Here is a 23,347-nt window from a genome sequence, read left to right on the forward strand (position 1 = left end):
GCTTTGTTTTGTCCGGACGACAATAGCCTGTGGTTTACCCGCGCAGAGAGCCAGCCGAACATGAGCCTTGACCAGTACCTGCCCGTGATCCTGTTCATCCTGGTTGGCGTGGCGGTCGGCGTGGCGCCCCAGGTGCTCGGTTTCATCTTCGGCCCGCGCAAGCCCGATGCGGCCAAGAACAGTCCCTACGAATGCGGCTTCGAGGCCTTCGAGGACGCGCGCATGAAGTTCGACGTGCGCTACTACCTCGTCGCGATCCTGTTCATCCTCTTTGATCTCGAGATCGCGTTCCTCTTTCCGTGGGCGGTCTCGCTCAACGAGATCGGCGCCACCGGCTTCTGGGCCATGATGATCTTCCTCGCCATCCTCGTCGTCGGCTTTGCCTACGAGTGGAAAAAGGGCGCCCTCGACTGGGAATGAACGCAGACTTCAACGGAGTAGCACATGGGCATTGAAGGCGTTCTCAGCGAAGGCTTCATCACCACCTCGGCCGACAAGCTGATCAACTGGTCCAAGACCGGCTCGCTGTGGCCGATGACCTTCGGCTTGGCCTGCTGCGCGGTCGAGATGATGCATGCGGGCGCGGCCCGCTACGACATCGACCGCTTCGGCATGCTGTTCCGGCCGAGCCCGCGCCAGAGCGACCTGATGATCGTCGCCGGCACGCTGTGCAACAAGATGGCGCCGGCGCTGCGCAAGGTCTACGACCAGATGGCCGAGCCGCGCTGGGTCATCAGCATGGGTTCCTGCGCCAACGGCGGCGGCTACTACCACTACAGCTACTCGGTGGTGCGCGGCTGCGACCGCATCGTGCCGGTCGACGTCTACGTGCCGGGCTGCCCGCCGACCGCCGAGGCGCTGCTCTACGGCGTGCTGCAGCTGCAGAGCAAGATCCGGCGCGAAAACACCATCGCGCGCTGAGCCGGACCGAGGATCCATGGACCACAAACTCGACCTGCTGCAGCCGGCCCTCGTTGCCGCGCTGGGCGACAAGATCGTCGCGCTGGTGCGCGACCGCGGCGAACTCACGCTCACCGTGCGCGCCGACCAGTACCTGGCCATTGCCCGCACGCTGCGCGACGACGCAACGCTAGCCTTCGAGCAGCTGATCGACCTCTGCGGTCTCGACTATTCGAGCTACAAGGATGGCGCCTCGCCGTTGGCCGAAGGTCCGCGCTACTGCGTGGTCTCGCACCTTCTTTCGGTGCGTCACAACTGGCGCCTGCGCCTCAAGGCTTTCTGCCCCGAGGACGATCTGCCGCTGGTCGACTCATTGACCGGCGTCTGGAGCGCGGCCGAGTGGTTCGAGCGCGAGGCCTTCGACATGTGCGGCATCGTCTTCGACGGTCACGCCGACCTGCGCCGCATCCTCACCGACTACGGCTTCATCGGCCATCCGCTGCGCAAGGACTTCCCGGTCTCGGGCCATGTCGAGATGCGCTACGACCCCGAGCAGCAGCGCGTGATCTACCAGCCGGTGACGATCGAGCCGCGCGAGATCACGCCGCGCATCATCCGCGAAGAGAACTACGGCGGGCTGCAGTGATGTCAGAGATCAAGAACTACACGCTGAACTTCGGTCCTCAGCACCCGGCCGCGCACGGTGTGCTGCGCCTGGTGCTCGAACTCGACGGCGAGGTGATCCAGCGCGCCGATCCGCACATCGGCCTGCTGCACCGCGCGACTGAAAAGCTCGCCGAATCCAAGACCTACATCCAGTCGCTGCCCTACATGGACCGGCTGGACTACGTCTCGATGATGTGCAACGAGCACGCCTACTGCCTGGCCATCGAGAAGCTGCTCGGCGTCGACGTGCCGGTGCGCGCGCAGTACATCCGCGTGATGTTCAGCGAGATCACGCGGCTGCTGAACCACCTGATGTGGATCGGCGCCCACGGCCTCGACTGCGGCGCGATGAACGTGCTGATCTACGCCTTCCGCGAGCGCGAAGACCTGTTCGACATGTACGAGGCGGTCTCGGGCGCGCGCATGCACGCGGCCTACTTCCGTCCGGGCGGCGTCTACCGCGACCTGCCTGACTCGATGCCGCAGTACAAGCACTCGAAGATCCGCAACGCCAAGGCGCTCGCGAAGATGAACGAGAACCGTGGCGGCTCGCTGCTCGACTTCATCGAGCAGTTCTGTGCCAGCTTCGACGGCCGGGTCGACGAGTACGAGACGCTGCTGACCGACAACCGCATCTGGAAGCAGCGCACCGTCGGCATCGGCGTCGTCTCGCCCGAGCGTGCGCTGAACCTCGGCTTCACCGGCCCGATGCTGCGCGGCTCCGGCGTCGAGTGGGACCTGCGCAAGAAGCAGCCCTACGACGTCTACGAACACCTCGACTTCGACATCCCGGTCGGCGTCAACGGCGACTGCTACGACCGCTACCTGGTTCGCGTCGAGGAGATGCGCCAGAGCAACCGCATCATCAAGCAGTGCATCGCCTGGCTGCGCGCCAACCCTGGCCCGGTGATCACCGACAACCACAAGGTGGCGCCGCCCTCGCGGCTCGAGATGAAGTCGAGCATGGAGGAGTTGATCCACCACTTCAAGCTCTTTACCGAAGGCTTCCACGTGCCCGAAGGCGAGGCCTACGCGGCGGTCGAGCACCCCAAGGGCGAGTTCGGCATCTATCTCGTCAGCGACGGTGCCAACAAGCCCTACCGACTCAAGATCCGCGCCCCGGGCTTCGCGCATCTGGCGGCGATGGACGAGATGTCGCGCGGCCACATGATTGCCGACGCGGTGGCGGTGATCGGCACGATGGACATCGTGTTCGGCGAGATCGACCGATGAGCAGCCCCGAGCCGCAGGCGAGCAACATGGATTTCAGTGAACAGACCCTCGCGCGCTTCCAACGCGAGATCGCCAAGTACCCGGTCGAGCACAAGGCCTCGGCCGTGATGGCCTGCCTGGCGATCGTCCAGCACGAGCAGGGCTTCGTCTCGCCCGAGGCCGAAGAGGGCATCGCAGCGATCCTCGGCATGGCGCCGATCGCGGTGCACGAGGTCACGACCTTCTACAACATGTACAACCAGCAGCCGGTCGGCCAGTTCAAGCTGAACGTCTGCACCAACCTGCCGTGCCAGCTGCGCAACGGCCAGACCGCGCTCGAGCATGTCTGCGGCCGGCTCGGCGTCGAGCCCTACGGCAGCACGGCCGACGGCGTGTTCACCGTGCAGCCCAGCGAGTGCCTGGGCGCCTGCGCCGACGCGCCGGTGATGCTGGTCAACGATCGCCAGATGCTGAGCTTCATGGACGAGCAGCGCCTCGATGAGCTGCTGGCCACGCTGCAGGCCCACGCCGCCGCCCACCCCGTGGCGCAGCACAAGAAGTAAGGACGCGACGACCATGCTCGACCTGTCCAAGTTCCAGGCCACCGGCCGCGAGACCTGCTTCCACGACCGCCACATCGGCCCGCAGATCGTTGCCGGCCTCGATGGCAGCAACTGGCGTCTGCAGGACTACGTGGCACGCGGCGGCTATGCCGCCCTCAGGAAGATCCTGGCCGCCGACGGCGGCATGACGCCCGACCAGGTGATCGCCGAAGTGAAACTCTCGGCGCTGCGCGGCCGTGGCGGCGCGGGCTTCCCGACCGGCCTGAAGTGGAGCTTCATGCCGCGTCAGTTTCCGGGCCAGAAGTACTTGGTCTGCAATTCCGACGAAGGCGAGCCGGGCACCTGCAAGGACCGCGACATCCTCGCCTACAACCCGCACATCGTGATCGAGGGCATGGCGATCGCCGCCTACGCGATGGGCATCAGCGTCGGCTACAACTACATCCACGGCGAGATCTTCGAGATCTATGATCGCTTCGAGGCTGCGCTCGAAGAAGCGCGCGCTGCGGGCTTCCTCGGCGACAAGATCCTGGGATCCGGCTTCAGCTTCCAGCTCCACGCCTTCCACGGCTTCGGCGCCTACATCTGCGGCGAAGAGACCGCGCTGCTCGAGTCGCTCGAGGGCAAGAAGGGCCAGCCGCGCTTCAAGCCGCCGTTCCCGGCCAGCTACGGCCTCTACGGCAAGCCGACCACGATCAACAACACCGAGACCTTCGCCGCGGTGCCGTGGATCATCCGCAACGGCGGCCAGGCCTACCTCGAGTGCGGCAAGCCCAACAACGGCGGCACCAAGCTGTTCTCGGTGGTCGGCGATGTCGAGCGGCCGGGCAACTACGAGGTGCCGATGGGCACCCCGTTTGCCAAGCTGCTCGAACTGGCCGGTGGCGTGAAGGGCGGGGCGCAGGGGCGCAAGCTCAAGGCAGTGATCCCGGGCGGTTCATCGGCGCCGGTGCTGCCGGCGTCCATCATGATGGACTGCACGATGGACTACGACAGCATCGCCAAGGCCGGCTCGATGCTGGGTTCGGGCGCGGTGATCGTGATGAACGACTCGCGCTGCATGGTGAAAAGCCTGCTGCGGCTGAGCTACTTCTACATGCACGAGTCCTGCGGTCAGTGCACGCCGTGTCGCGAGGGCACGGGCTGGCTGTGGCGCATGGTCGATCGCATTGCCAAGGGCCAGGGCCGACCCGAAGACATCGCGCTGCTCGACTCGGTGGCCGACAACATCAAGGGCCGCACCATCTGCGCCCTCGGTGACGCCGCCGCGATGCCGGTGCAGGCGATGCTCAAGCACTTCCGCGACGAGTTCGTCTACCTGATCGAACACAAGACCGCCAAGGTCGCAGCGGCGACTGTCTGAACATGATCGAAATCGAACTCGACGGCCGCAAGGTCGAGGTGACCGAAGGCAGCACCGTGATGCATGCCGCCGACAAGGCCGGCACCTACATCCCGCACTTCTGCTATCACAAGAAGCTCAGCATCGCGGCCAACTGCCGCATGTGCCTGGTCGAGGTGGAGAAGGCGCCCAAGCCGATGCCGGCCTGCGCCACGCCGGTGACGCAGGGCATGATCGTGCGCACCAAGAGCGACAAGGCGCTCAAGGCCCAGCAGTCGGTGATGGAGTTCCTGCTCATCAATCACCCGCTCGACTGCCCGATCTGCGACCAGGGCGGCGAGTGCCAGCTGCAGGACCTCGCGGTCGGCTACGGCAAGTCGGCCTCGCGCTACGACGAGGAAAAGCGCGTCGTCTTCCACAAGGAAGTCGGTCCGCTGATCTCGATGCAGGAGATGAGCCGCTGCATCCATTGCACCCGCTGCGTGCGCTTCGGGCAAGAAGTGGCCGGCGTGATGGAACTCGGCATGATCCATCGCGGCGAGCACAGCGAGATCACCACCGTCGCCGGCGAGACGATCGACTCCGAGCTCTCGGGCAACATGATCGACATCTGCCCGGTCGGCGCGCTCACCAGCAAGCCCTTCCGCTACAGCGCCCGCACCTGGGAGCTGTCGCGCCGCAAGAGCGTGAGCCCGCACGACAGCACCGGCGCCAACCTGGTCGTCCAGGTCAAGGCCAACCAGGTGATGCGCGTGGTGCCGCTCGAGAACGAGGCGGTCAACGAATGCTGGATCGCCGACCGCGACCGCTTCGGCTACGAGGCCCTCAATGGCTCGCAGCGGCTGCGTGCACCGATGCTCAAGCAGGGCGGGCAGTGGGTCGTGGTCGACTGGTCGACCGCGCTCGAGTACGTCGCCAACGGCCTGCAGCAGGTCAAGGCCGACCACGGCGCGGCCGCCATCGGCGCGCTGGCTTCGGCCCACAGCACCGTCGAGGAACTGCATCTGCTGGCCAAGCTGGTACGCAGCCTCGGCAGCGAGAACATCGACCACCGGCTGCGCCATGCCGGCGCCGAGGCAAGTGCATCGGTGCGCTGGCTCGGCACCTCGATCGCGTCGCTGTCGACACTGGATCGTGCCTTCGTGGTCGGCTCCTTCCTGCGCAAGGACCATCCGCTGTTCGCCCAGCGCCTGCGCCAGGCGGCCCGCCGCGGCGCGCAGGTCACGGCGCTGAACGCACTGGCCGACGACTGGCTGATGCCGATGGCACAGCGCATCAGCGCGGCGCCGAGTGCCTGGGTTGGCGCGCTGGCTTCGGTGGCGGCTGCGGTGGCGCAGGCCAAGGGTGTGGCCGCACCGGTCGCGGTGGCCATCAGTGCCGAGGCCCAGTCCATCGCCGACTCGCTGCTTTCGGGCGAGCGCAAGGCGCTGCTGCTCGGAAACGCCGCCGCGGCCCATCCGCAGGCCGAATCGCTGCTCGCGCTGGCGAACTGGATCGCCGCGCAGGTCGGCGCCAGTTGCGGCTATCTCGGTGCCGCCGCCAACAGCGTCGGCGCCCAGCTCGTCAATGCCCAGCCTGGCGTTGCTGGCCTGAGCGCGGCGCAGATGCTCGGCGCCCAGCCGCGCAAGGCGATGCTGCTGATGAACACCGAGGCGGTGCTCGACGCCGCCGATCCGCAGGCCGCGCGCAGCGCGCTTGGCCGTGCGCAGATGGTGGTGAGCCTGAGCCCCTTCGCCGACGCCAACCTCGACGTGGCCGACGTGCTGCTCCCGATTGCGCCGTTCAGCGAGACCTCCGGTACCTTCGTCAACGCCGAGGGTCGTGCGCAGAGCTTCCATGGTGTCGTCAAGCCCTTGGCCGAGACGCGCCCGGGGTGGAAGGTGCTGCGCGTGCTGGGTTCGATGCTCGGCGTGCCGGGCTTCGGCTTCGAGAGCAGCGAGGAGATCAAGGCCGAGGCGCTGGGCGACCTGAGCCAGTTGCCTGGGCGCCTGTCGAACGTGGCGACTGCCGACGCGGCCGCGGCTGCGGGGCAGGGCGGGTCCTTCGAGCGCATTGCCGACGTGCCGATCTACAGCACCGACTCGTTGGTGCGCCGCGCCGAGGCGCTGCAGCGCACCGCCGACGCCGCGCCGCCGGTGGCTTCGCTGCCGACCGCGCTCTGGCAGCAACTCGGGCTGCAGTCGGGCGCGAAGGTGCGTGTCACGCAGGGCGGCGCCAGCGTCGTGCTGCCGGCGCGACTCGATGCAACGCTCGCCGCAAGCACCGTGCGCGTGCCGGCCGGCCATGCCGACACCGCCGCGCTCGGCGCGATGTTCGGTGCCATCGGCGTCGAGAGGGCCTGAGCATGATCGACACCTTCTACAACTTCGGCGGCGGCCTCTTCGGCGGCTTCTGGCCGGTGCTCTGGAACCTGCTCAAGATCGTCCTGCTGGTGCTGCCGCTGATGGGCTGCGTCGCCTACCTCACGCTGTGGGAGCGCAAGGCGATCGGCTGGACCCAGATCCGCCCCGGCCCCAACCGCGTCGGCCCCTGGGGCCTGCTGACCCCGATCGCCGATGCGGTGAAGCTGATCTTCAAGGAGATCATCGTCCCGACGGCGGCCAACAAGGGCCTGTTCTTCCTCGGCCCGGTGATGACGATCATGCCGGCGCTGGTGGCCTGGGTCGTGATTCCCTTCGGCCCCGAGCAGGCGCTGTCCAACATCGACGCCGGCCTGCTGTTCCTGATGGCGATCACCTCGATGGAGGTCTACGGCGTGATCATCGCCGGCTGGGCCTCGAACTCGAAGTACGCCTTCCTCGGCGCGATGCGCGCCTCGGCCCAGATGATCAGCTACGAGATCGCGATGGGCTTTGCGCTGGTCGTGGTGCTGATGGTCTCGGGCACGCTCAACATGAGCGGCATCGTGCTGAGCCAGGACCAGGGCCGCTTCGCCTCGATGGGCCTGAACTTCCTGAGCTGGAACTGGCTGCCGCTGTTCCCGATCTTCCTCGTCTACTTCATCTCCGGCCTGGCCGAGACCAACCGCCACCCCTTCGACGTGGTCGAGGGCGAGTCCGAGATCGTCGCCGGCCACATGATCGAGTACTCGGGCATGAGCTTCGCGATGTTCTTCCTCGCCGAGTACGCCAACATGCTGCTGGTCTCGATCCTGACCGTCACGCTGTTCCTCGGCGGCTGGCTGCCGCCGATCGACAGCGCGCTGTTCAACTGGATCCCGGGCTGGATCTGGCTCGGCCTCAAGACCTTCTGCGTCGTCACGGTCTTCCTGTGGGTGCGGGCCACCTTCCCGCGCTACCGCTACGACCAGATCATGCGTCTGGGCTGGAAGGTCTTCATCCCGATCACGCTGGTCTGGCTGGTCGTCGTCGGCCTGTGGATCCGCTCGCCGTGGAACATCTGGAATCTGGGAGGTGCGGCATGAGCACCATCACGTCGGTCAAGGAGTTCTTCAGCTCCTTCATGCTGATTGAGCTGCTCAAGGGCATGAAGCTCACCGGCCGTCATTTCCTGTCGCCCGCGATCACCGTCCAGTTCCCTGAGGAAAAGACGCCGCTGTCGCCGCGCTTCCGCGGCCTGCACGCGCTGCGCCGCTACGACAACGGCGAGGAGCGCTGCATCGCCTGCAAGCTATGCGAGGCGGTCTGCCCGGCGATGGCGATCACGATCGAGTCCGAGGTGCGCGACGACGGCAGCCGCCGCACCACGCGCTACGACATCGACCTGACCAAGTGCATCTTCTGCGGCTTCTGCGAAGAGAGCTGCCCGGTCGACTCGATCGTCGAGACCCACGTGCTCGAGTACCACGGCGAGAAGCGCGGCGACCTCTACTTCACCAAGGACATGCTGCTCGCCGTCGGTGACCGCTACGAGGCCGAGATCGCCGCGGCGCGCGCCGCCGACGGCCGCTTCCGCTGATCAGCGCAGCCAAGAACATGACTACCGACTCCGCGCTCTTCTATCTATTCGCGGCACTGCTGTTGCTGGCGTCGCTGCGCGTCATCACCGCCAGGAGCCCCGTCCACTCGGCGCTCTACCTGGTGCTGGCCTTCTTCAACGCCGCCTGCATCTGGATGCTGCTGCGCGCCGAGTTCCTCGCGATCGCGCTGGTGCTGGTCTACGTCGGCGCGGTGATGGTGCTGTTCCTGTTCGTCGTGATGATGCTCGACATCAACGTCGAGCGCCTGCGCGAGGGCTTCTGGAAGCACTTTCCGCTGGCGGCCATCATCGGCGTCGTGATCGCGCTCGAGATGGCGCTGATCGTGATGCGCGGCTTCAGGCTCGGCACGGCGGCGCCGGCCGATCCGCTGCTCGCCAAGTTCGGCAACACCAAGCTGCTTGGCATCGAGATCTACACGCAGTACCTCTACCCGCTGCAGATCGCCGCGGTGCTGCTGCTGGTGGCGATCATCGCCGCCATCGCGCTGACGCTGCGCCGGCGCAAGGACAGCCGCTACATCGACCCGGCCGACCAGATCAAGGCGCGCAAGGCCGACCGCCTGCGCATCGTGCCGATGAAGCCCGAGGTGGCGCCGGTGGCCGCCGCGGCTGAAGGCGCGCAGGTCGCAGGAGGCAAGCAGTGATGATCACCCTCGGCCACTACCTGACCCTCGGCGCGATCCTGTTCTCGCTGTCGGTGATCGGCATCTTCCTCAATCGCAAGAACCTGATCGTGCTGCTGATGGCCATCGAGCTGATGCTGCTGGCGGTCAACCTGAACTTCGTTGCCTTCTCGCACTACCTGGGCGACATGGCGGGCCAGGTCTTCGTGTTCTTCATCCTCACCGTGGCCGCCGCCGAGTCGGCGATCGGCCTGGCAATCCTGGTCGTGCTGTTCCGCAACCGCTCGACGATCGACGTCCAGGAACTCGACACGCTCAAGGGCTGATCGAGGGATCGGCCGCAAAGACGACATCCTGAGGCGGTTCGCACCAGCGGGCCGCGGAGAGAGAACAACAATGTCCGCGCTATCTCAATCAATGCTGACGGTCGTGCCGCTCGCCCCCCTGGTGGGCGCGATCGTCGCCGGCCTGTTCGGCAAGACCGTCGGCCGCCGTGGCGCGCACTGGATCACCGTGCTTGGCGTGGCGATCTCCTTCGTGCTGTCGGTCATCGTGCTCAAGGCGGTCGCGGTCGACGGCGCCCGCTTCAACGCCACGATCTACGAATGGCTCAACGTCGGCGGCCTGAAGATGGAGATCGGCTTCCTCGTCGACGGGCTGACCGCGATGATGATGGTGGTCGTCACCTTCGTCTCGCTGATGGTGCACATCTACACCATCGGCTACATGGAAGAGGACCCGGGCTACCAGCGCTTCTTCGCCTACATCTCGCTGTTCACCTTCAGCATGCTGATGCTGGTGATGAGCAACAACATGCTCCAGCTCTTCTTCGGCTGGGAAGCGGTGGGCCTGGTGAGCTACCTGCTGATCGGCTTCTGGTACACCAAGCCGACCGCGATCTTCGCCAACATGAAGGCCTTCCTGGTCAACCGGGTCGGCGACTTCGGCTTCATCCTCGGCATCGGCCTGCTGCTGGCCTACGGTGGCTCGCTGAACTACGCCGAGCTGTTCGCCAAGGGGCCGGAGCTGGCCAAGCTGACGATGCCGGGCACCGGCTGGGCGCTGATCACCGCGGCCTGCATCTGCCTGTTCATCGGCGCGATGGGCAAGAGCGCGCAGGTGCCGCTGCATGTCTGGCTGCCCGACTCGATGGAGGGCCCGACCCCGATCTCGGCGCTGATCCACGCCGCGACCATGGTCACCGCTGGCATCTTCATGGTCGCGCGCATGTCGCCGCTGTTCGAGCTGTCGGACGTGGCGCTCAGCCTCGTGCTGGTGATCGGCGCGATCACGGCGCTGTTCATGGGCTTCCTCGGCATCATCCAGAACGACATCAAGCGCGTGGTGGCGTACTCAACGCTCTCGCAGCTCGGCTACATGACGGTCGCGCTCGGCGTCTCTGCCTACTCGGTCGCGGTGTTCCACCTGATGACGCACGCCTTCTTCAAGGCGCTGCTGTTCCTCGGCGCCGGCTCGGTGATCATCGGCATGCACCACGACCAGGACATCCGCAACATGGGCGGCCTGCGCAAGTACATGCCGATCACCTGGATCACCTCGCTGCTCGGTTCGCTGGCGCTGATCGGCACGCCGCTGTTCGCCGGCTTCTACTCCAAGGACAGCATCATCGAGGCGGTCCATGCCAGCCACCTGCCGGGCGCCGGCTTCGCGCTGTTCGCGGTCACCGCGGGCGTGTTCATCACCGCCTTCTATTCGTTCCGCATGTACTTCCTCGTCTTCCACGGCGAGGAGCGCTTCCGCCACAAGCCCTTCCCGGGCGAACACGACGACCATGCCGAGCACGACCACGATGACCACGCGGTGCACGAGCCGCACGAGTCGCCCTGGGTCGTGACCGCGCCGCTGGTGCTGCTGGCGATTCCCTCGGTCGTGATCGGCTTCATGACGATCGGCCCGATGCTGTTCGGCGACTTCTTCAAGGACGCGATCGTCGTCGACCCTGCGCGCCATCCGGCCATGGCCGAGCTCGCCGAGAACTTCCACGGTGCCGCCGCGATGGCGCTGCACTCGCTGACGACGGCGCCGTTCTGGCTGGCGCTGGCCGGCGTGGTCACCGCCTGGTGGTTCTACCTGAAGCAGCCGGCGATTCCGGCCGCCATCAAGGCGCGTTGCGGCTGGCTCTACCAGCTGCTCGACAACAAGTACTACTTCGACTGGTTCAACGAGAACGTGCTCGCCGCCGGTGCGCGCCTGCTCGGCCGCGGCCTGTGGAAGGGCGGCGACGTCGGCCTGATCGACGGCATCGCCATCAACGGCTCGGCACGCGTGGTCGGCATGGTGGCGTCGCTGACCCGCCTGTTTCAGACCGGCTACCTGTACCACTACGCGCTGGTGATGATCATCGGCGTGTTCGCCCTCATGACCTGGCAGCTCTGGCCCTACCTGGCGCTGAGCCCGGGCCGCTGATCAAAGAAGAACACAAATGGGACTGTTGAGCCTCGCCATCTGGCTGCCTATCGCCTTCGGCCTCGTGCTGCTCGTGCTCGGCCGGGACGAACACGCCAACCCGGTGCGCTGGATCGCGCTGGTCGGCGCGATCGCCTCCTTCCTCGTCACGCTGCCGCTGATCAGCGGCTTCGACACCACGACGGCCTCGATGCAGTTCGCCGAGAATCTGAGCTGGATCGAGCGCTTCAACGTGCGCTACGCCCTCGGCGTCGACGGCATCTCGGTCTGGTTCGTGCTGCTGACGGCCTTCATCACGATCATCGTCGTGATCTCGGCCTGGGAGGTGATCACCACCCGCGTCAACCAGTACATGGGCGCGTTCCTGATCCTCTCGGGGCTGATGGTCGGCGTGTTCAGCGCGCTCGATGGCCTGCTGTTCTACGTGTTCTTCGAGGCCACGCTGATCCCGATGTACATCATCATCGGCATCTGGGGCGGACCGAACCGCGTCTACGCGGCCTTCAAGTTCTTCCTCTACACGCTGCTCGGCTCGCTGCTGATGCTGATCGCGCTGATCTACCTGTACTCCAAGTCGGGTGGCAGCTTCGACATCCTGGCCTGGCACAACCTGCCGCTAGGCGCGACCGCGCAGACCCTGCTGTTCTTCGCCTTCTTCGCCGCCTTCGCGGTCAAGGTGCCGATGTGGCCGGTCCACACCTGGCTGCCCGACGCCCACGTCGAGGCGCCGACCGGCGGCTCGGTGGTGCTGGCGGCGATCATGCTCAAGCTCGGCGCCTACGGCTTCCTGCGCTTCTCGCTGCCGATCGTGCCCGACGCCGCGCACGAATGGGCCGGCTTCATCATCGCGATCTCGCTGATCGCGGTGCTCTACATCGGCTTCGTCGCACTGGTTCAGGGCGACATGAAGAAGCTGGTGGCCTACTCGTCGATCGCCCACATGGGCTTCGTCACGCTCGGCTTCTTCGTCTTCAACGAACTCGCCATGGCCGGCGGCATCGTGCAGATGATCAGCCACGGCTTCGTCTCCGGCGCGATGTTCCTGTGCATCGGCGTGCTCTACGACCGCGTCCACTCGCGCGAGATCTCGGCCTACGGCGGCGTGACGAACACCATGCCCAAGTTCGCCGCCTTCGCGATGCTGTTCGCGATGGCCAACTGCGGCCTGCCGGGCACCGCCGGCTTCGTCGGCGAGTGGATGGTCATCCTCGGTGCGGTGAAGTTCAACTTCTGGATCGGCATGCTGGCCGCCTCGACGCTGATCCTGGGCGCCGCCTACACCCTGTGGATGGTCAAGCGGGTCTACTTCGGCGCTGTCGCCAACGATGACGTCCGCACGCTCTCCGACATCAATGCGCGCGAGTTCCTGATGCTCTCGCTGCTGGCGGCGGCCGTGCTGTGGATGGGCATCTATCCCAAGCCCTTCACCGACGTGATGCAGGTCTCGGTTGCCGAGTTGCTCAAGCACGTCGCGGTGTCCAAGCTGAACTGAGGACACCCGCATGAATCCCCTCGATCCCAACGCCGCGATGAACTGGCTCGCCGTCTACCCCGAGATCCTGCTGCTGACGATGACCTGCGTCATCGCGCTGGTCGATCTCTTCGACAAGTCGCCGCGCCGCACCGTCAGCTACGTGCTGAGCCTGCTGACGCTGGGCGCCGTCGCGCTGCTGCACCTGCTCTACCTGCAGGGCGGCTTCACGCTGTACGCAATGCAGGGCATGGTCGTCGCCGACCCGATGGGCCACCTGCTGGCGCTGTTCGCCGCGCTGGCGGTGGCGGTGACGCTGGTCTACGCGCGGCCCTACGCCGAGAGCCGCGACCTGCTCAAGGGCGAGCTGTTCACGCTGGCGCTGTTCGCGCTGCTGGGCATCTCGGTGATGATCTCGGCCAACAACTTCCTCGTGGTCTACCTCGGCCTCGAGCTGATGTCGCTGAGCCTGTACGCGATGGTCGCGCTGCGGCGTGACCATGCGCAGTCGACCGAGGCGGCGATGAAGTATTTCGTGCTCGGCGCGCTCGCCAGCGGCTTCCTGCTCTACGGCCTGTCGATGATGTACGGCGCCACCGGCTCGCTCGAGATCGCCGAGGTCTACAAGGCCATCGGCGGCGGCCAGCTCAACAAGTCGGTGCTGGTCTTCGGCATCGTCTTCGTCGTCGCCGGCCTCGCCTTCAAGCTCGGCCTGGTGCCGTTCCACATGTGGGTGCCCGACGTCTATCACGGCGCACCGACCGCGGTCACGCTGATGATCGCCGGCGCGCCCAAGCTGGCCGCCTTCGCGGTCACGATCCGCCTGCTGGTCGAGGGCATGCTCGGCCTGGCGGTCGACTGGCAGCAGATGCTGATCGTGATCTCGGTGGCCTCGATGACGCTCGGCAACCTGGCCGCGATCGCGCAGACCAACCTCAAGCGCATGCTGGCCTACTCGGCGATCGCCCAGCTCGGCTTCATGCTGCTCGGTCTGACGCCGACCGTGGTGTTCGGCAACACCTACTCGGCGGCCAACGGCTACAGCTCGTCGATGTTCTATCTGCTGACCTACGTGATCACAACGCTGGCCACCTTCGGCGTGATCATGGTGCTGTCACGGCAGGGTTTCGAGGCCGACGAGATCACCGACCTGCGCGGCCTCAACCAGCGCAGCCGCTGGATGAGCGCGGTGATGGCGATCTGCATGTTCTCGCTGGCCGGCATTCCGCCGACCGTCGGTTTCTACGCCAAGCTGGCGGTGCTGCAGTCGATCGTCTCCACCAACTCGCCGTTCTACATCGGGCTGGCGGTGGTCGCGGTGCTGCTGTCGCTGGTCGGCGCCTTCTACTACCTGCGCGTCGTCAAGACCATGTACTTCGACGCCCCGGCCGGCGACGAGCCGCTGATCGAGACGCCGACCGGCGTGCGCGTGCTGCTCTCGTTCAACGGCGCCGCGGTTCTGGTGCTGGGCCTGATGCCGGGTGCGCTGATGGCCGCCTGCGCCGACGCGATCCGCATCGCGCTTTCGACCTGATCCGGCGGGAGCGGTGCCGCCGATGTCATCCGACGCCGCCACCTGGCTGCTCGTCACGCTGGCGCTGGTCGGCGCCAACCTGCCGTTCCTCAACGAGCGCCTGTTCGCGTTCGGCCCGCGTCGGCTGCCGCGCAAGTCGCTGGGGTGGCGCTTGCTCGAACTGGTGGTCTATGGCGTCGCGGTGGTGGCTATCGGTCGTTTGATCGAGGGCCGCATCGGCCAGGTCTCGGCGCAGGGCTGGGAGTTCTACGCGGTGATGGCCTGCCTGATGCTGACCTTCGCGGCCCCCGGATTTGTCTGGGCCCTGCTGCGGCGCCGGCATGTCTGATCCGGCCGTGCCGGCTTCCCCGGAGCGGACGCTCGCCGATCCCGACGCCCACCTGCGCGAGCGGCGCGTCGACAGCGAACAGGTCTGGCGCGGTGGCTTTCTCGAGGTCCGGCGCGACAGCGTGCGCCTGCCCGACGGCCGCGCCGCCAACCGCGAGTACGTCGTCCATCCGGGCGCGGTGATGATCGTGCCGATCTGCAACGATGACCGGCTGGTCGTCGAGCGCCAGTGGCGCTACCCGCTCGATCGAGCCTTCCTCGAGTTCCCGGCCGGCAAGCTCGATGCCGGCGAGCCGGGTTTCGATTGCGCGGTGCGCGAGCTGGCCGAGGAAACCGGCTACCGCGCCCGCGAGTGGGCTCGCGCCGGCGTGCTGCACAACGCGATCGCCTACTCGACCGAGGGCATCGAGATCTGGTTTGCGCGCGGCCTGGTGGCCGGCGAGGCCCGGCTGGACGCCGGCGAGTTCCTGGATGTGCAGTTCAGCACGCTCGAGGCGCTCGAGGCCCAGGCTGCCGCCGGCGAACTCACCGATGCCAAGACCCTGATCGGCCTGCTCTGGCTGCGCCATTGGCGCGAAGGCCGCTGGGACTTGAGCTGGCGACCTAACGCGGTCGAGGGCGGCTGCCCATAATCGCGTCGAAATGAAGGTGCTCAACCTCCAGTGCGATCAGGGTCATGGCTTCGAGGGCTGGTTCGGCTCCGAGGCCGACTATGCGCAGCAGTGCGAGCGCGGCCTGCTCGAGTGCCCGCTGTGCGCCAGTGCCACCGTGCACCGGCTGCCGAGTGCGCCGCGGCTGAATTTGTCGAACCCGCGACCACCGCGGGCTGCCGAGCCGGTGCCGGCGGCCTGCCACACGCCCGAGCAGCAGAGCGTGCAGGCTCTGTGGCTCAAGGCCGTGCGGCACGCGATTGCCAGCACCGAGGATGTCGGCGAGCGCTTCGCCGAGGAGGCCCGGCGCATCCACTACGGCGAGGGTGAGCAGCGCGGCATTCGCGGTCGCGCCTCGGCCGAAGACGCGGCTTCGCTGCGCGACGAGGGCATCGAGGTGATGAGCCTGAGCCTTCCGCCGGCGCTGAAAGAGCCGCTGCAATAGCGGCCGGGCCTTCAGGGCTCGGCGAGCACCCGCCCCGGGTTCATGATCCCCTGCGGGTCGAGCGCCTGCTTGATCGCTCGCATCAGCGCGAGCGCCACCGCACTCTTGCGCTGCGCCAACTCCTCGCGCTTGAGCTCGCCGATGCCATGCTCGGCCGAGATCGAGCCGCCATGGGCCACCACCGCGTCATAGACGATGCGGTTGACCGCCGGCTCCTGCTCGCGCAGGAAGGCGGCGCCATCGACGCCTTCGGGTGCCTGCACGTTGTAGTGCAGGTTGCCGTCGCCCAGGTGGCCGAAGTTGACGAAGCGGATGCCGGCGTCGTGGCGCAGCAGCGCCGCGTCGGCCGCGGCGACGAAGGCCGGGATGCTCGACACCGCCAGCGCGATGTCGTGCTTGATGTTGAGCCCTTCCTCGCTCTGCGCGAGCGGGATGCTCTCGCGCAGGTGCCACAGCGCGTGCGACTGCGCCTGGCTCTCGGCGACCACCGCGTCCGAGATCTCGCCCGCCTCGAGCGCCTGCTCGAGCAGGGCCTCGAAGGCGCTGCGCGCGTGTTCGGCGCTCTCGTGGTCGGAGAGTTCGAGCAGCACCGCCCAGCTTGCCGGTGGCAGCGGCTGCGCGAGCTGAGGGAAATGCCGCGCCACCAGCGCCAGCGAAAGCCGGTTCATCACCTCGAAGCCGCTCAGGCCGGCGCCCAGCGTCGCGCGGGCGCCCATCAGCAGCGCCACGCAGTGCTCGAGCGAGCCGCAGGCGGCCAGCGCGGTCATGCTCGCCGCCGGTCGCGGATGCAGCTTGAGCGTGGCGGCGGTGATGATGCCGAGCGTGCCTTCGCTGCCGATGAACAGGTCGCGCAGGTCGTAGCCGGTGTTGTCCTTGCGCAGGCCCGAGAGGCCGTGCCAGATCTCGCCGGTTGCCGTGACGACCTCGAGCCCGAGGCAGAGCTCGCGCGCGTTGCCGTAGCGCAGCACCTGGGTGCCGCCGGCGTTGGTCGCGAGGTTGCCGCCGATGGTGCAACTGCCCTCGGCCGCCAGGCTGAGCGGAAACAGCAGCCCGGCGCCGTCGGCCGCCTCCTGCACCACCTGGAGCACGCAGCCGGCCTCGGCGGTCAGCGTCAGGTTGGCGGGGTCGATCGCACGGATGCGGTTCAGTCGCGCCAGCGACAGCAACAACTGGCTGCCGCTGGCATCGGGCACGCCGCCGCCGACCAGGCCGGTGTTGCCACCCTGCGGCACCAGGGCCACGCCATGCGCCGCGCAGGCGCGTACCACGGCCGCCACCTCTTCGCTGTTGCCGGGCCGCACCACCGCCAGCGCGCGGCCGCGGTAGCGCTTGCGCCAGTCAATCTCCCAGGCCGAGAGATCGCCTTCGTCGAGCACGTGGGCGGCGCCAAGCAGCGTGCGCAGTTCCTGCAGCAGGGCGGGTTTGGAGTCTTGGGTCGGGGTCATTGCATCGATCTGAATTCGGGTCGGCCGCGCGCTCCGACCTCGGGGATTCAGCCGGCGGCGAGCGCCGCCCGGTTCTTGAACCGGGCTCGCACATGCCAGCTGCAGGCCACGAAGAGCAACACGCTCAGGGCCACCTCGACCAGCGCCAGGACCATGCCGATGCCGGTCTCGGTGCTGGCGCGCACCACGCCCTCGGTGAAGTAGAGCCAGACCAGCAGGCTGAGCCAGCGGTAGGTGTAGAGCCGCATCTTCAGCAACCCGGTCACGGCGAAGGCCAGCGGCAGCACCTTGAGCGCCAGCGTGCCGCGGCCGGTGGGCGACAGCCACAGTTCCCAGGCCAGGCCGAGCACGATCAGCGCCAGCACGCAGGAAACGGCGAGCGCACGCGAGGCGAGGGCCGCCCTGGAAGGGGCCGCGGCAGGCGTCGCGGAGGTGTCGGCAGGGGCAGGAGTGACAGTCACGGCTGGCATGATAGCCAGCATGACTTCCTCGCTCGCCCTGTCGCGCTCGCTGCTCGCTCGCCTGCGCGAGTTGCTGCGCACCCTGCGCACCTGGCCCTGGTTCGACACGCTGGCCACGCTGCGCAAGCGTTTCGGCGAGGACCACCTGAGCCTGACCGCGAGCAGCCTGACCTTCACCACCACGCTGGCGCTGGTGCCGCTGGCCACCGTGACATTGGCCGTGTTCACCGCGTTCCCGATGTTCGGCCGCATGCAGGCCACGGTGGAGAAGTACTTCGTGCAGGCGCTGGTGCCGGAGTACATCGCCAAGCCGGTGCTGGGCGCGCTGACCGGCTTTGCGCTCAAGGCCAACCGCATCGGCCTGGTCGGCTTGCTGTTCGTCGTGCTGGCCGCGCTGATGCTGATGATGACCATCGACCGCACGCTCAACAGCATCTGGCGCGTGCCGCACTCGCGGCGGATCGCGCAGCGGGTGCTGGTCTACTGGGCCGCGCTGACGCTGGGCCCGCTGGTGCTGGGGATGAGCCTGTCGCTGCCCACGTACCTGATGGCGTTGTCGGGCGGCCGCGCCGCGCCGAGCTCGGAGGGCCGCGCGCTGTTCTTCGACGTGCTGCAGTCGGTGCTGCTGGCTGCCGGCATGGCCGCGCTCTACCACTACGTGCCCAACACCGCGGTGCGCTGGCGCCACGCCTGGGCCGGCGGCATCTTCGTGGCGATCGGTTTCGAGATCGCCAAGTGGGGCTTCGCGCTTTACCTGCGCATGGCGCCGAGCTACACGACGATCTACGGCGCCTTTGCCGCGGTGCCGATCTTCCTGCTCTGGCTCTATTTCGTCTGGGTCATCGTGCTGCTCGGCGCGGTGATCGCCGCCTATGCGCCCAGCCTGTCGATGCAGGTGGTGCGGCGCGCCGACACGCCGGGCTACCGCTTCGATCTGGCGCTGGTGGTGCTGGGCCTGCTCGCGCAGGCGCGCGAGGGCAGCGCGCATGGGCTTAGTGCGGCGCAGATGGCGGCCACGCTGCGGGCCGACCCGCTGCAGCTCGAGCCGATCCTCGACACGCTGCTGCAGCTCGACTGGGTCGTGCGGCTCGACGAGGGCGACGAGCCGCGCCACGTGCTGCTGGTCGATCCGGCCCGCACGCCGGCGCAGCCGCTGCTGGCTGCGCTGCTGCTCGAACCCTCGGAGGCGGTGCGCGGCTTCTGGCAACGCGCCGGCTTCGAGACGCTGACGCTGCAGGACATGATCGACCGGCGCTGAACTCGCGGCCGGCACCCGGTCTTCAGCCGCGCTTGAGCGGCTCGGCCTCGGCGCAGTGAAAGGCGCGGTCCCGACCGAGCCGCTTGGCCGCGTACATCGCATCGTCGGCACGCTGGATCAGCCGCACCGACTCGAGCGCGTCGTCGGGCGCCAGCGCATAGCCGATGCTGGCGCTGACGCTAGGCTCGCCCGCCACGCCTGCGCCGCAGCGGCGCACCGCGGCGCGCAGGTGCGAGGCCAGCGCGTGGGCGCCGGCCTCGTCGCGCACCGAGGCCAGCACCAGGAACTCGTCGCCGCCGTAGCGGCCGACCACGTCGTCGGCGCGAACGGCCGACTGCAGCGCGGCGGCGGTGGCCACCAGCAACTGGTCGCCCGCGCGATGGCCGAGGCTGTCGTTGACGGCCTTGAAGCCATCGAGGTCGACGAAGAACAGCGCCAGCGGCGCCGCCCGGCTGGCATGCGGCAGCCGGCTCTCGAGCCGGGCCAGGACCGCGCCACGGCTCAGCACGCCGGTCAGCGTGTCTTCCTCGACGCTGCGCTGCAGCTGCTCGCGCGCCTGCGAGAGCTCGTGGACGTCGATGCTGACGGTGTAGAGGCCGACGACCTCGCCGTTGGCATCGAGGTCGGGCACGTAGCTGGTGCGCATCCAGCGCTGCTCGTGTTCCGAGAGCCGCACCAGGCGCGTGTACTGCACCGACTCGCCGGCCAGCGCGCGCTCGAAGTAGGGCCGGTGCTCCTCCCAGCGCTTGGGGCCTCGCACCTCGCCGATCGGGCGCCCGAGCAACTGGGCGGCATCCATGCCGGTGATCTGCTGGTAGGCCTTGTTGACGAACAGCAGCTTGAACTCCCGGTCGACGTAGGTCAGCGGGTAGGGAATGTTCTCGGTGAACCGGTCGAGCCGTCTGCGGCTGGCCTCGAGCTGCTCGCGCGCGAGCACGTCCAGATGGATGTCGACCGCGATCGTGTAGATCGCCTCGACCCGGCCCTCCTTGTTGCGGTCCGGGAAGGCGAGGATCCGTGCCCAGCGCGAGGGTCCGCCCTGGTGCGTCAGCTGCCGTTCGTAGCGGACGGTCTCGCCGGCAAGGGCGCGTGTGAAGGCGTCGCTGGCGGCCGCCCAGGCGGCATCGCCGAAGATCTCGGCCATCGTGCGGCCAATCAGCTGTTCGCGATCGAGGCCCGACCAGGCCACGTAGGGCTGGTTGCAGAAGCTCAGCCGCAACTCGCCGTCCCAGCGACCGATCGGCAGCTCGATCGCGTCGGCCAGCCGCGCGACATGATCGAAGGAGCCGTCCATCGGCGCAGCGTTCGGGTGAGGGGCTCAGAACCGGATCTTGCCGGTCCAGATGTCCTTGTACATCACCCAGTCGCCCATGAAGCTCCACAGCGGGCGCTTGAAGGAGGCCGGCTTGTTCTTCTCGAAGCCGAAGTGTCCGATCCAGGCAAAGCCGTAGCCGCAGAGCAGGGCGTAGAGGAAGTACTGCGGCCGGCCGGTGGCTACCAGCATCGCCAGGCAGACCAGGGTCAGCGTCGAGCCGACGAAGTGCAGCCGGCGGCAGGTGCGGTTGCTGTGCTCGCTCAGATAGAAGGGATAGAACTCGGCGAAGCTGCGCATGGCGCGGGGGTCGGGCTTGGCGGCGGAGGTGTCGGCGATGGTGTTCATGGCAATCGTGAAAAAGCGGCCTGGATCAGCTTAATGCGCTTCGCATCGCATTCAATACGGGCTCGGGCGCCTCGGCCATCAGTTGATGCCCTGCCGGCACCATCAGCACCCGCGCCTTGAGTGCCTGCGCCAGTTCGGCCGTGGCCTTGGGCGATGTCATCTGGTCGCGCTCGCCGAGGATGAACGTGGCCGGGCAGCGCACGCGGCTCGCGGCCTCGAGCCCGCCGGCGTAGCGGTCGCAGACCGAGAAGTCGTGGTGAAAGAGGGTCGGGTCATCCTGGCGTGCCAGCACCTGGTGCATCAGTGCCCGGCTGCCACCGCGCAACCAGTTGCCGGGGCCGGGAAAGCCCGGCTTGGGCGCCAGCGTCGAGAAGCTGAACTGGACCGTCATCTCGATCGCCCGCGACGGTTCGACGAGCGCGGTCTCGAGCAGCGCGGCCGAGACCGTCATCGGGTAGGCGGTGCCGAGCATCGCGAGGTGGGTGATGCGCTCGGGGGCGCGGCCGGCGGCCTCCAGCGCGATCAGCGAACCCATGCTGTGGCCGGCCAGCGCGGCGCGCTGCACGCCGGCGGCATCGAGCAGCGCCAGCACCCAGTCGGCCGCGGCCTCGACATCGGCCAGCGGCGGGCCGGCGCTGCGCATGTGGCCGGGCAGGTCGACCGCCAGCACCGAGCGGCCATGGTGGGCGAACCAGCGCGCCAGCAGGTTCCAGACGCCGTGGTCGTTGAGCGCGCCGTGGATGAAGACCACGCAGGGCAGGGCCGGGTCGAAGGGTTTGCCGCCGGTGTAGGCGTAGGCCTCGTGGCCGTCGACGATCAAATTCATGACAACCCCTCGTCCGACGAGTACGTCGGCCGGTCTTGCAGACCGCGCTGGGCCGGGAGGCCCAGCCCTTCGCCAGGCATGAACAGTCCACAGGACTGTCCATGTCCGGGCTCAGCCCCCGAGGGGAGCGAGTGGCGCGGCTCCAAGCCGGCCTGCGCCGACTTGGACGCCACGAGCGCCAGGCGCGTCTCGCGGCTGGCTGCGGCCGGCTTGGGCGCGGCCCGGCGCTCGGCCTTCATGGCACCGCCTTCTCGGCCACCTTCAGCGCCCGCTTCAGGTCGTCGATCAGGTCCGCCGGATCCTCGAGCCCGATGGACAGCCGGATCGACCCCGGCCCGATGCCGGCCGCGCGCAGCGCTGCCTCGTCCATGCGGAAGTGCGTGGTCGAGGCCGGGTGGATCACCAGCGAGCGACAGTCGCCGACGTTGGCCAGGTGCGAGAAGATCTTCAGCGCCTCGACAAAGGCCTCGCCCTGGCGGCGCGAGCCCTTCAGCTCGAAGCTGAACACCGCCCCGGCGCCGCGCGGCAGCAGCTGGCGCGCCAGCGCGTGGTCCGGGTGCGACTCCAGTTCGGGGTAGCCGACTGCCGCCACCATCGGCTGCGCAGCGAGGAACTCGACCACCTTGCGCGTGTTCTCCACATGGCGTGCCATGCGCAGCGGCAGCGTCTCCAACCCCTGCAGCATCAGCCACGCGGTGTGCGGGCTCATGCAGGCACCGAAGTCGCGCAGCCCCTCGCGCCGTGCGCGCAGCAGGAAGGCGCCGTCGCTGCTTTCCTCGCTGAAGACCATGCCGTGGAAGCCCTCGTAGGGCTCGGTCAGCTCGGGAAAGCGCGCCGAGAGTTCCCAGTCGAAGCGGCCGCCGTCGACCAGCACGCCGCCGACCACGGTGCCGTGGCCACAGAGGAACTTGGTGGCCGAGTGGAAGACGATGTCGGCGCCATGCTCGATCGGCCGCAGCAGCCAGGGAGTGGTGAAGGTGGCGTCGACCAGCAGCGGCAGGCCGGCCTCGTGCGCGATGGCGCTGACGCGCGGGATGTCGAGCACGTCGAGGCCGGGGTTGCCGAGCACCTCGCCGAACAGCAGCCGGGTGTTGGGCCGGATCGCGGCGCGCCAGCCGTCGATGTCGCGCGGCTTGACGAAGGTCGTCTCGATGCCGAAGCGTGGCAGCGTGTAGGCCAGCAGGTTGTGCGAGCCGCCGTACAGCGCCGAACTGGCCACGATGTGGCTGCCGGCGCCGAGCAGCGTGCTGATCGCCAGATGCAACGCGGCCTGGCCGCTGGCGGTGGCGATGGCGCCGACGCCGCCATCGAGCGCGGCCATGCGTTCCTCGAAGACCGCGTTGGTCGGGTTGCTGATGCGGCTGTAGACATGGCCGGGCCGCTCGAGGTTGAACAGCGAGGCGGCCTGCTCGCTGCTCTCGAAGACGAAGGAGGTGCTCAGGTGCAGCGGCGTCACGCGCGCGCCGGTGGCCGGGTCGGGGGCGGCGCCGGCATGCAGCGCGAGGGTGTCGAAACCGGGATCAGATGCTCCGGGCATCGGGCTCTCCTCTAGGGGTTTCGCGACGGCCGGCAGAGGTCCGGGCCCGATGCGATTGCGC

24 protein-coding genes are annotated in these 23,347 nt (G+C 67.8%); 18 read left to right on the plus strand and 6 right to left on the minus strand.

The window, feature by feature from the left end; all coding sequences use genetic code 11:
* The first annotated feature begins 60 nt into the window (after positions 1–60).
* The 17 genes from EV670_RS16065 to EV670_RS16145 all read left to right on the plus strand — a co-directional run bounded on the left by EV670_RS16065 (position 61) and on the right by EV670_RS16145 (position 16,099).
* Complete coding sequence (locus EV670_RS16065) at positions 61–420, plus strand: NADH-quinone oxidoreductase subunit A (protein ID WP_130434023.1); 360 nt, start codon at positions 61–63, stop codon at positions 418–420.
* A 24-nt stretch (positions 421–444) separates the two neighbouring features.
* The gene (locus tag EV670_RS16070) at positions 445–921 is read left to right on the plus strand and encodes a NuoB/complex I 20 kDa subunit family protein (protein ID WP_130434025.1); all 477 of its coding nucleotides are present in this window, start codon (positions 445–447) and stop codon (positions 919–921) included.
* Positions 922–937: 16 nt separating this feature from the next.
* Positions 938–1,546: an NADH-quinone oxidoreductase subunit C gene (locus EV670_RS16075; RefSeq protein ID WP_130434027.1), complete on the plus strand. Its 609-nt coding sequence runs from the start codon at positions 938–940 to the stop codon at positions 1,544–1,546.
* Positions 1,546–2,799 carry an NADH-quinone oxidoreductase subunit D gene (locus tag EV670_RS16080; protein ID WP_130434029.1) on the plus strand — a complete coding sequence of 418 codons (1,254 nt, stop codon included), beginning with the start codon at positions 1,546–1,548 and terminating at the stop codon, positions 2,797–2,799. Before EV670_RS16075 ends, EV670_RS16080 begins: the two co-directional genes overlap by 1 nt.
* Positions 2,796–3,341 carry an NADH-quinone oxidoreductase subunit NuoE family protein gene (locus EV670_RS16085; RefSeq protein WP_242617014.1) on the plus strand — a complete coding sequence of 182 codons (546 nt, stop codon included), beginning with the start codon at positions 2,796–2,798 and terminating at the stop codon, positions 3,339–3,341. The genes EV670_RS16080 and EV670_RS16085 overlap by 4 nt, the downstream gene beginning before the upstream one ends.
* 13 nt (positions 3,342–3,354) lie before the next feature.
* Positions 3,355–4,704, plus strand: a complete 1,350-nt coding sequence (nuoF, locus tag EV670_RS16090; RefSeq protein ID WP_130434031.1) for an NADH-quinone oxidoreductase subunit NuoF — start codon at positions 3,355–3,357, stop codon at positions 4,702–4,704.
* 2 nt (positions 4,705–4,706) lie between these two features.
* Positions 4,707–7,025 carry an NADH-quinone oxidoreductase subunit NuoG gene (nuoG, locus tag EV670_RS16095; protein WP_130434033.1) on the plus strand — a complete coding sequence of 773 codons (2,319 nt, stop codon included), beginning with the start codon at positions 4,707–4,709 and terminating at the stop codon, positions 7,023–7,025.
* Between the two features lie 2 nt (positions 7,026–7,027).
* Positions 7,028–8,107 (plus strand): NADH-quinone oxidoreductase subunit NuoH, encoded by a 1,080-nt coding sequence (nuoH, locus tag EV670_RS16100; RefSeq protein ID WP_130434035.1) that lies wholly within the window; start codon positions 7,028–7,030, stop codon positions 8,105–8,107.
* Complete coding sequence (gene nuoI / locus EV670_RS16105) at positions 8,104–8,601, plus strand: NADH-quinone oxidoreductase subunit NuoI (RefSeq protein ID WP_130434037.1); 498 nt, start codon at positions 8,104–8,106, stop codon at positions 8,599–8,601. The genes nuoH and nuoI overlap by 4 nt, the downstream gene beginning before the upstream one ends.
* Before the next feature lie 17 nt (positions 8,602–8,618).
* Positions 8,619–9,266: an NADH-quinone oxidoreductase subunit J gene (locus EV670_RS16110; RefSeq protein ID WP_130434039.1), complete on the plus strand. Its 648-nt coding sequence runs from the start codon at positions 8,619–8,621 to the stop codon at positions 9,264–9,266.
* Positions 9,266–9,571 (plus strand): NADH-quinone oxidoreductase subunit NuoK, encoded by a 306-nt coding sequence (nuoK, locus tag EV670_RS16115; RefSeq protein WP_130434447.1) that lies wholly within the window; start codon positions 9,266–9,268, stop codon positions 9,569–9,571. Before EV670_RS16110 ends, nuoK begins: the two co-directional genes overlap by 1 nt.
* 70 nt (positions 9,572–9,641) lie before the next feature.
* Positions 9,642–11,672 carry an NADH-quinone oxidoreductase subunit L gene (gene nuoL, locus EV670_RS16120; protein ID WP_130434041.1) on the plus strand — a complete coding sequence of 677 codons (2,031 nt, stop codon included), beginning with the start codon at positions 9,642–9,644 and terminating at the stop codon, positions 11,670–11,672.
* A gap of 16 nt (positions 11,673–11,688) precedes the next feature.
* Positions 11,689–13,164, plus strand: coding sequence for an NADH-quinone oxidoreductase subunit M (locus EV670_RS16125; RefSeq protein ID WP_130434043.1), 1,476 nt, complete (start codon positions 11,689–11,691; stop codon positions 13,162–13,164).
* A gap of 10 nt (positions 13,165–13,174) precedes the next feature.
* A complete protein-coding gene (gene nuoN, locus EV670_RS16130; RefSeq protein ID WP_207225092.1) occupies positions 13,175–14,677 on the plus strand; it encodes an NADH-quinone oxidoreductase subunit NuoN in 1,503 nt (500 codons plus the stop codon).
* Between the two features lie 22 nt (positions 14,678–14,699).
* Complete coding sequence (locus EV670_RS16135; RefSeq protein ID WP_130434045.1) at positions 14,700–15,005, plus strand: DUF2818 family protein; 306 nt, start codon at positions 14,700–14,702, stop codon at positions 15,003–15,005.
* The gene (locus EV670_RS16140) at positions 14,998–15,636 is read left to right on the plus strand and encodes an NUDIX domain-containing protein (RefSeq protein WP_130434047.1); all 639 of its coding nucleotides are present in this window, start codon (positions 14,998–15,000) and stop codon (positions 15,634–15,636) included. Before EV670_RS16135 ends, EV670_RS16140 begins: the two co-directional genes overlap by 8 nt.
* A 10-nt stretch (positions 15,637–15,646) precedes the next feature.
* A complete protein-coding gene (locus tag EV670_RS16145) occupies positions 15,647–16,099 on the plus strand; it encodes a DUF1178 family protein (RefSeq protein ID WP_130434049.1) in 453 nt (150 codons plus the stop codon).
* An 11-nt stretch (positions 16,100–16,110) separates the two neighbouring features.
* Here EV670_RS16145 and EV670_RS16150 read toward each other — a convergent pair whose 3' ends face one another.
* Complete coding sequence (locus EV670_RS16150) at positions 16,111–17,544, minus strand: FAD-binding oxidoreductase (protein WP_130434051.1); 1,434 nt, start codon at positions 17,542–17,544, stop codon at positions 16,111–16,113.
* A 47-nt stretch (positions 17,545–17,591) separates the two neighbouring features.
* On the minus strand, positions 17,592–18,014 hold the full coding sequence (locus tag EV670_RS16155) for a DUF2069 domain-containing protein (RefSeq protein ID WP_130434053.1): 423 nt from the start codon (positions 18,012–18,014) through the stop codon (positions 17,592–17,594).
* 10 nt (positions 18,015–18,024) lie between these two features.
* On the opposite strand from EV670_RS16155, the gene EV670_RS16160 reads away from it, so the two are divergent.
* On the plus strand, positions 18,025–19,263 hold the full coding sequence (locus EV670_RS16160) for a YihY family inner membrane protein (RefSeq protein ID WP_130434055.1): 1,239 nt from the start codon (positions 18,025–18,027) through the stop codon (positions 19,261–19,263).
* A 22-nt stretch (positions 19,264–19,285) separates the two neighbouring features.
* On the opposite strand, the gene EV670_RS16165 is transcribed toward EV670_RS16160, so the two are convergent.
* From EV670_RS16165 to EV670_RS16180, 4 genes are all read right to left on the minus strand, one after another.
* Positions 19,286–20,557: a sensor domain-containing diguanylate cyclase gene (locus EV670_RS16165; protein WP_130434057.1), complete on the minus strand. Its 1,272-nt coding sequence runs from the start codon at positions 20,555–20,557 to the stop codon at positions 19,286–19,288.
* 24 nt (positions 20,558–20,581) lie between these two features.
* Positions 20,582–20,923 (minus strand): Mpo1-like protein, encoded by a 342-nt coding sequence (locus tag EV670_RS16170; RefSeq protein ID WP_130434059.1) that lies wholly within the window; start codon positions 20,921–20,923, stop codon positions 20,582–20,584.
* Positions 20,924–20,948: 25 nt separating this feature from the next.
* A complete protein-coding gene (locus tag EV670_RS16175) occupies positions 20,949–21,749 on the minus strand; it encodes an alpha/beta fold hydrolase (protein WP_130434061.1) in 801 nt (266 codons plus the stop codon).
* 235 nt (positions 21,750–21,984) lie between these two features.
* Positions 21,985–23,286 carry an O-acetylhomoserine aminocarboxypropyltransferase gene (locus tag EV670_RS16180; RefSeq protein WP_130434063.1) on the minus strand — a complete coding sequence of 434 codons (1,302 nt, stop codon included), beginning with the start codon at positions 23,284–23,286 and terminating at the stop codon, positions 21,985–21,987.
* Positions 23,287–23,347 lie beyond the last annotated feature (61 nt).

It is taken from the genome of Rivibacter subsaxonicus, from assembly GCF_004217215.1.
Lineage (GTDB): Bacteria > Pseudomonadota > Gammaproteobacteria > Burkholderiales > Burkholderiaceae_C > Rivibacter > Rivibacter subsaxonicus.

What these genes read in the sequence shown, in the direction of transcription:
- EV670_RS16065 (WP_130434023.1), top strand. Translation starts at nt 61, where the DNA reads ATGAGCCTTGACCAGTACCTGCCCGTGATCCTGTTCATCCTGGTTGGC.
- EV670_RS16070 (WP_130434025.1), top strand. Translation starts at nt 445, where the DNA reads ATGGGCATTGAAGGCGTTCTCAGCGAAGGCTTCATCACCACCTCGGCC.
- EV670_RS16075 (WP_130434027.1), top strand. Translation starts at nt 938, where the DNA reads ATGGACCACAAACTCGACCTGCTGCAGCCGGCCCTCGTTGCCGCGCTG.
- EV670_RS16080 (WP_130434029.1), top strand. Translation starts at nt 1,546, where the DNA reads ATGTCAGAGATCAAGAACTACACGCTGAACTTCGGTCCTCAGCACCCG.
- EV670_RS16085 (WP_242617014.1), top strand. Translation starts at nt 2,796, where the DNA reads ATGAGCAGCCCCGAGCCGCAGGCGAGCAACATGGATTTCAGTGAACAG.
- nuoF (WP_130434031.1), top strand. Translation starts at nt 3,355, where the DNA reads ATGCTCGACCTGTCCAAGTTCCAGGCCACCGGCCGCGAGACCTGCTTC.
- nuoG (WP_130434033.1), top strand. Translation starts at nt 4,707, where the DNA reads ATGATCGAAATCGAACTCGACGGCCGCAAGGTCGAGGTGACCGAAGGC.
- nuoH (WP_130434035.1), top strand. Translation starts at nt 7,028, where the DNA reads ATGATCGACACCTTCTACAACTTCGGCGGCGGCCTCTTCGGCGGCTTC.
- nuoI (WP_130434037.1), top strand. Translation starts at nt 8,104, where the DNA reads ATGAGCACCATCACGTCGGTCAAGGAGTTCTTCAGCTCCTTCATGCTG.
- EV670_RS16110 (WP_130434039.1), top strand. Translation starts at nt 8,619, where the DNA reads ATGACTACCGACTCCGCGCTCTTCTATCTATTCGCGGCACTGCTGTTG.
- nuoK (WP_130434447.1), top strand. Translation starts at nt 9,266, where the DNA reads ATGATCACCCTCGGCCACTACCTGACCCTCGGCGCGATCCTGTTCTCG.
- nuoL (WP_130434041.1), top strand. Translation starts at nt 9,642, where the DNA reads ATGTCCGCGCTATCTCAATCAATGCTGACGGTCGTGCCGCTCGCCCCC.
- EV670_RS16125 (WP_130434043.1), top strand. Translation starts at nt 11,689, where the DNA reads ATGGGACTGTTGAGCCTCGCCATCTGGCTGCCTATCGCCTTCGGCCTC.
- nuoN (WP_207225092.1), top strand. Translation starts at nt 13,175, where the DNA reads ATGAATCCCCTCGATCCCAACGCCGCGATGAACTGGCTCGCCGTCTAC.
- EV670_RS16135 (WP_130434045.1), top strand. Translation starts at nt 14,700, where the DNA reads ATGTCATCCGACGCCGCCACCTGGCTGCTCGTCACGCTGGCGCTGGTC.
- EV670_RS16140 (WP_130434047.1), top strand. Translation starts at nt 14,998, where the DNA reads ATGTCTGATCCGGCCGTGCCGGCTTCCCCGGAGCGGACGCTCGCCGAT.
- EV670_RS16145 (WP_130434049.1), top strand. Translation starts at nt 15,647, where the DNA reads ATGAAGGTGCTCAACCTCCAGTGCGATCAGGGTCATGGCTTCGAGGGC.
- EV670_RS16150 (WP_130434051.1), bottom strand. Translation starts at nt 17,544, where the DNA reads ATGACCCCGACCCAAGACTCCAAACCCGCCCTGCTGCAGGAACTGCGC.
- EV670_RS16155 (WP_130434053.1), bottom strand. Translation starts at nt 18,014, where the DNA reads ATGCCAGCCGTGACTGTCACTCCTGCCCCTGCCGACACCTCCGCGACG.
- EV670_RS16160 (WP_130434055.1), top strand. Translation starts at nt 18,025, where the DNA reads ATGACTTCCTCGCTCGCCCTGTCGCGCTCGCTGCTCGCTCGCCTGCGC.
- EV670_RS16165 (WP_130434057.1), bottom strand. Translation starts at nt 20,557, where the DNA reads ATGGACGGCTCCTTCGATCATGTCGCGCGGCTGGCCGACGCGATCGAG.
- EV670_RS16170 (WP_130434059.1), bottom strand. Translation starts at nt 20,923, where the DNA reads ATGAACACCATCGCCGACACCTCCGCCGCCAAGCCCGACCCCCGCGCC.
- EV670_RS16175 (WP_130434061.1), bottom strand. Translation starts at nt 21,749, where the DNA reads ATGAATTTGATCGTCGACGGCCACGAGGCCTACGCCTACACCGGCGGC.
- EV670_RS16180 (WP_130434063.1), bottom strand. Translation starts at nt 23,286, where the DNA reads ATGCCCGGAGCATCTGATCCCGGTTTCGACACCCTCGCGCTGCATGCC.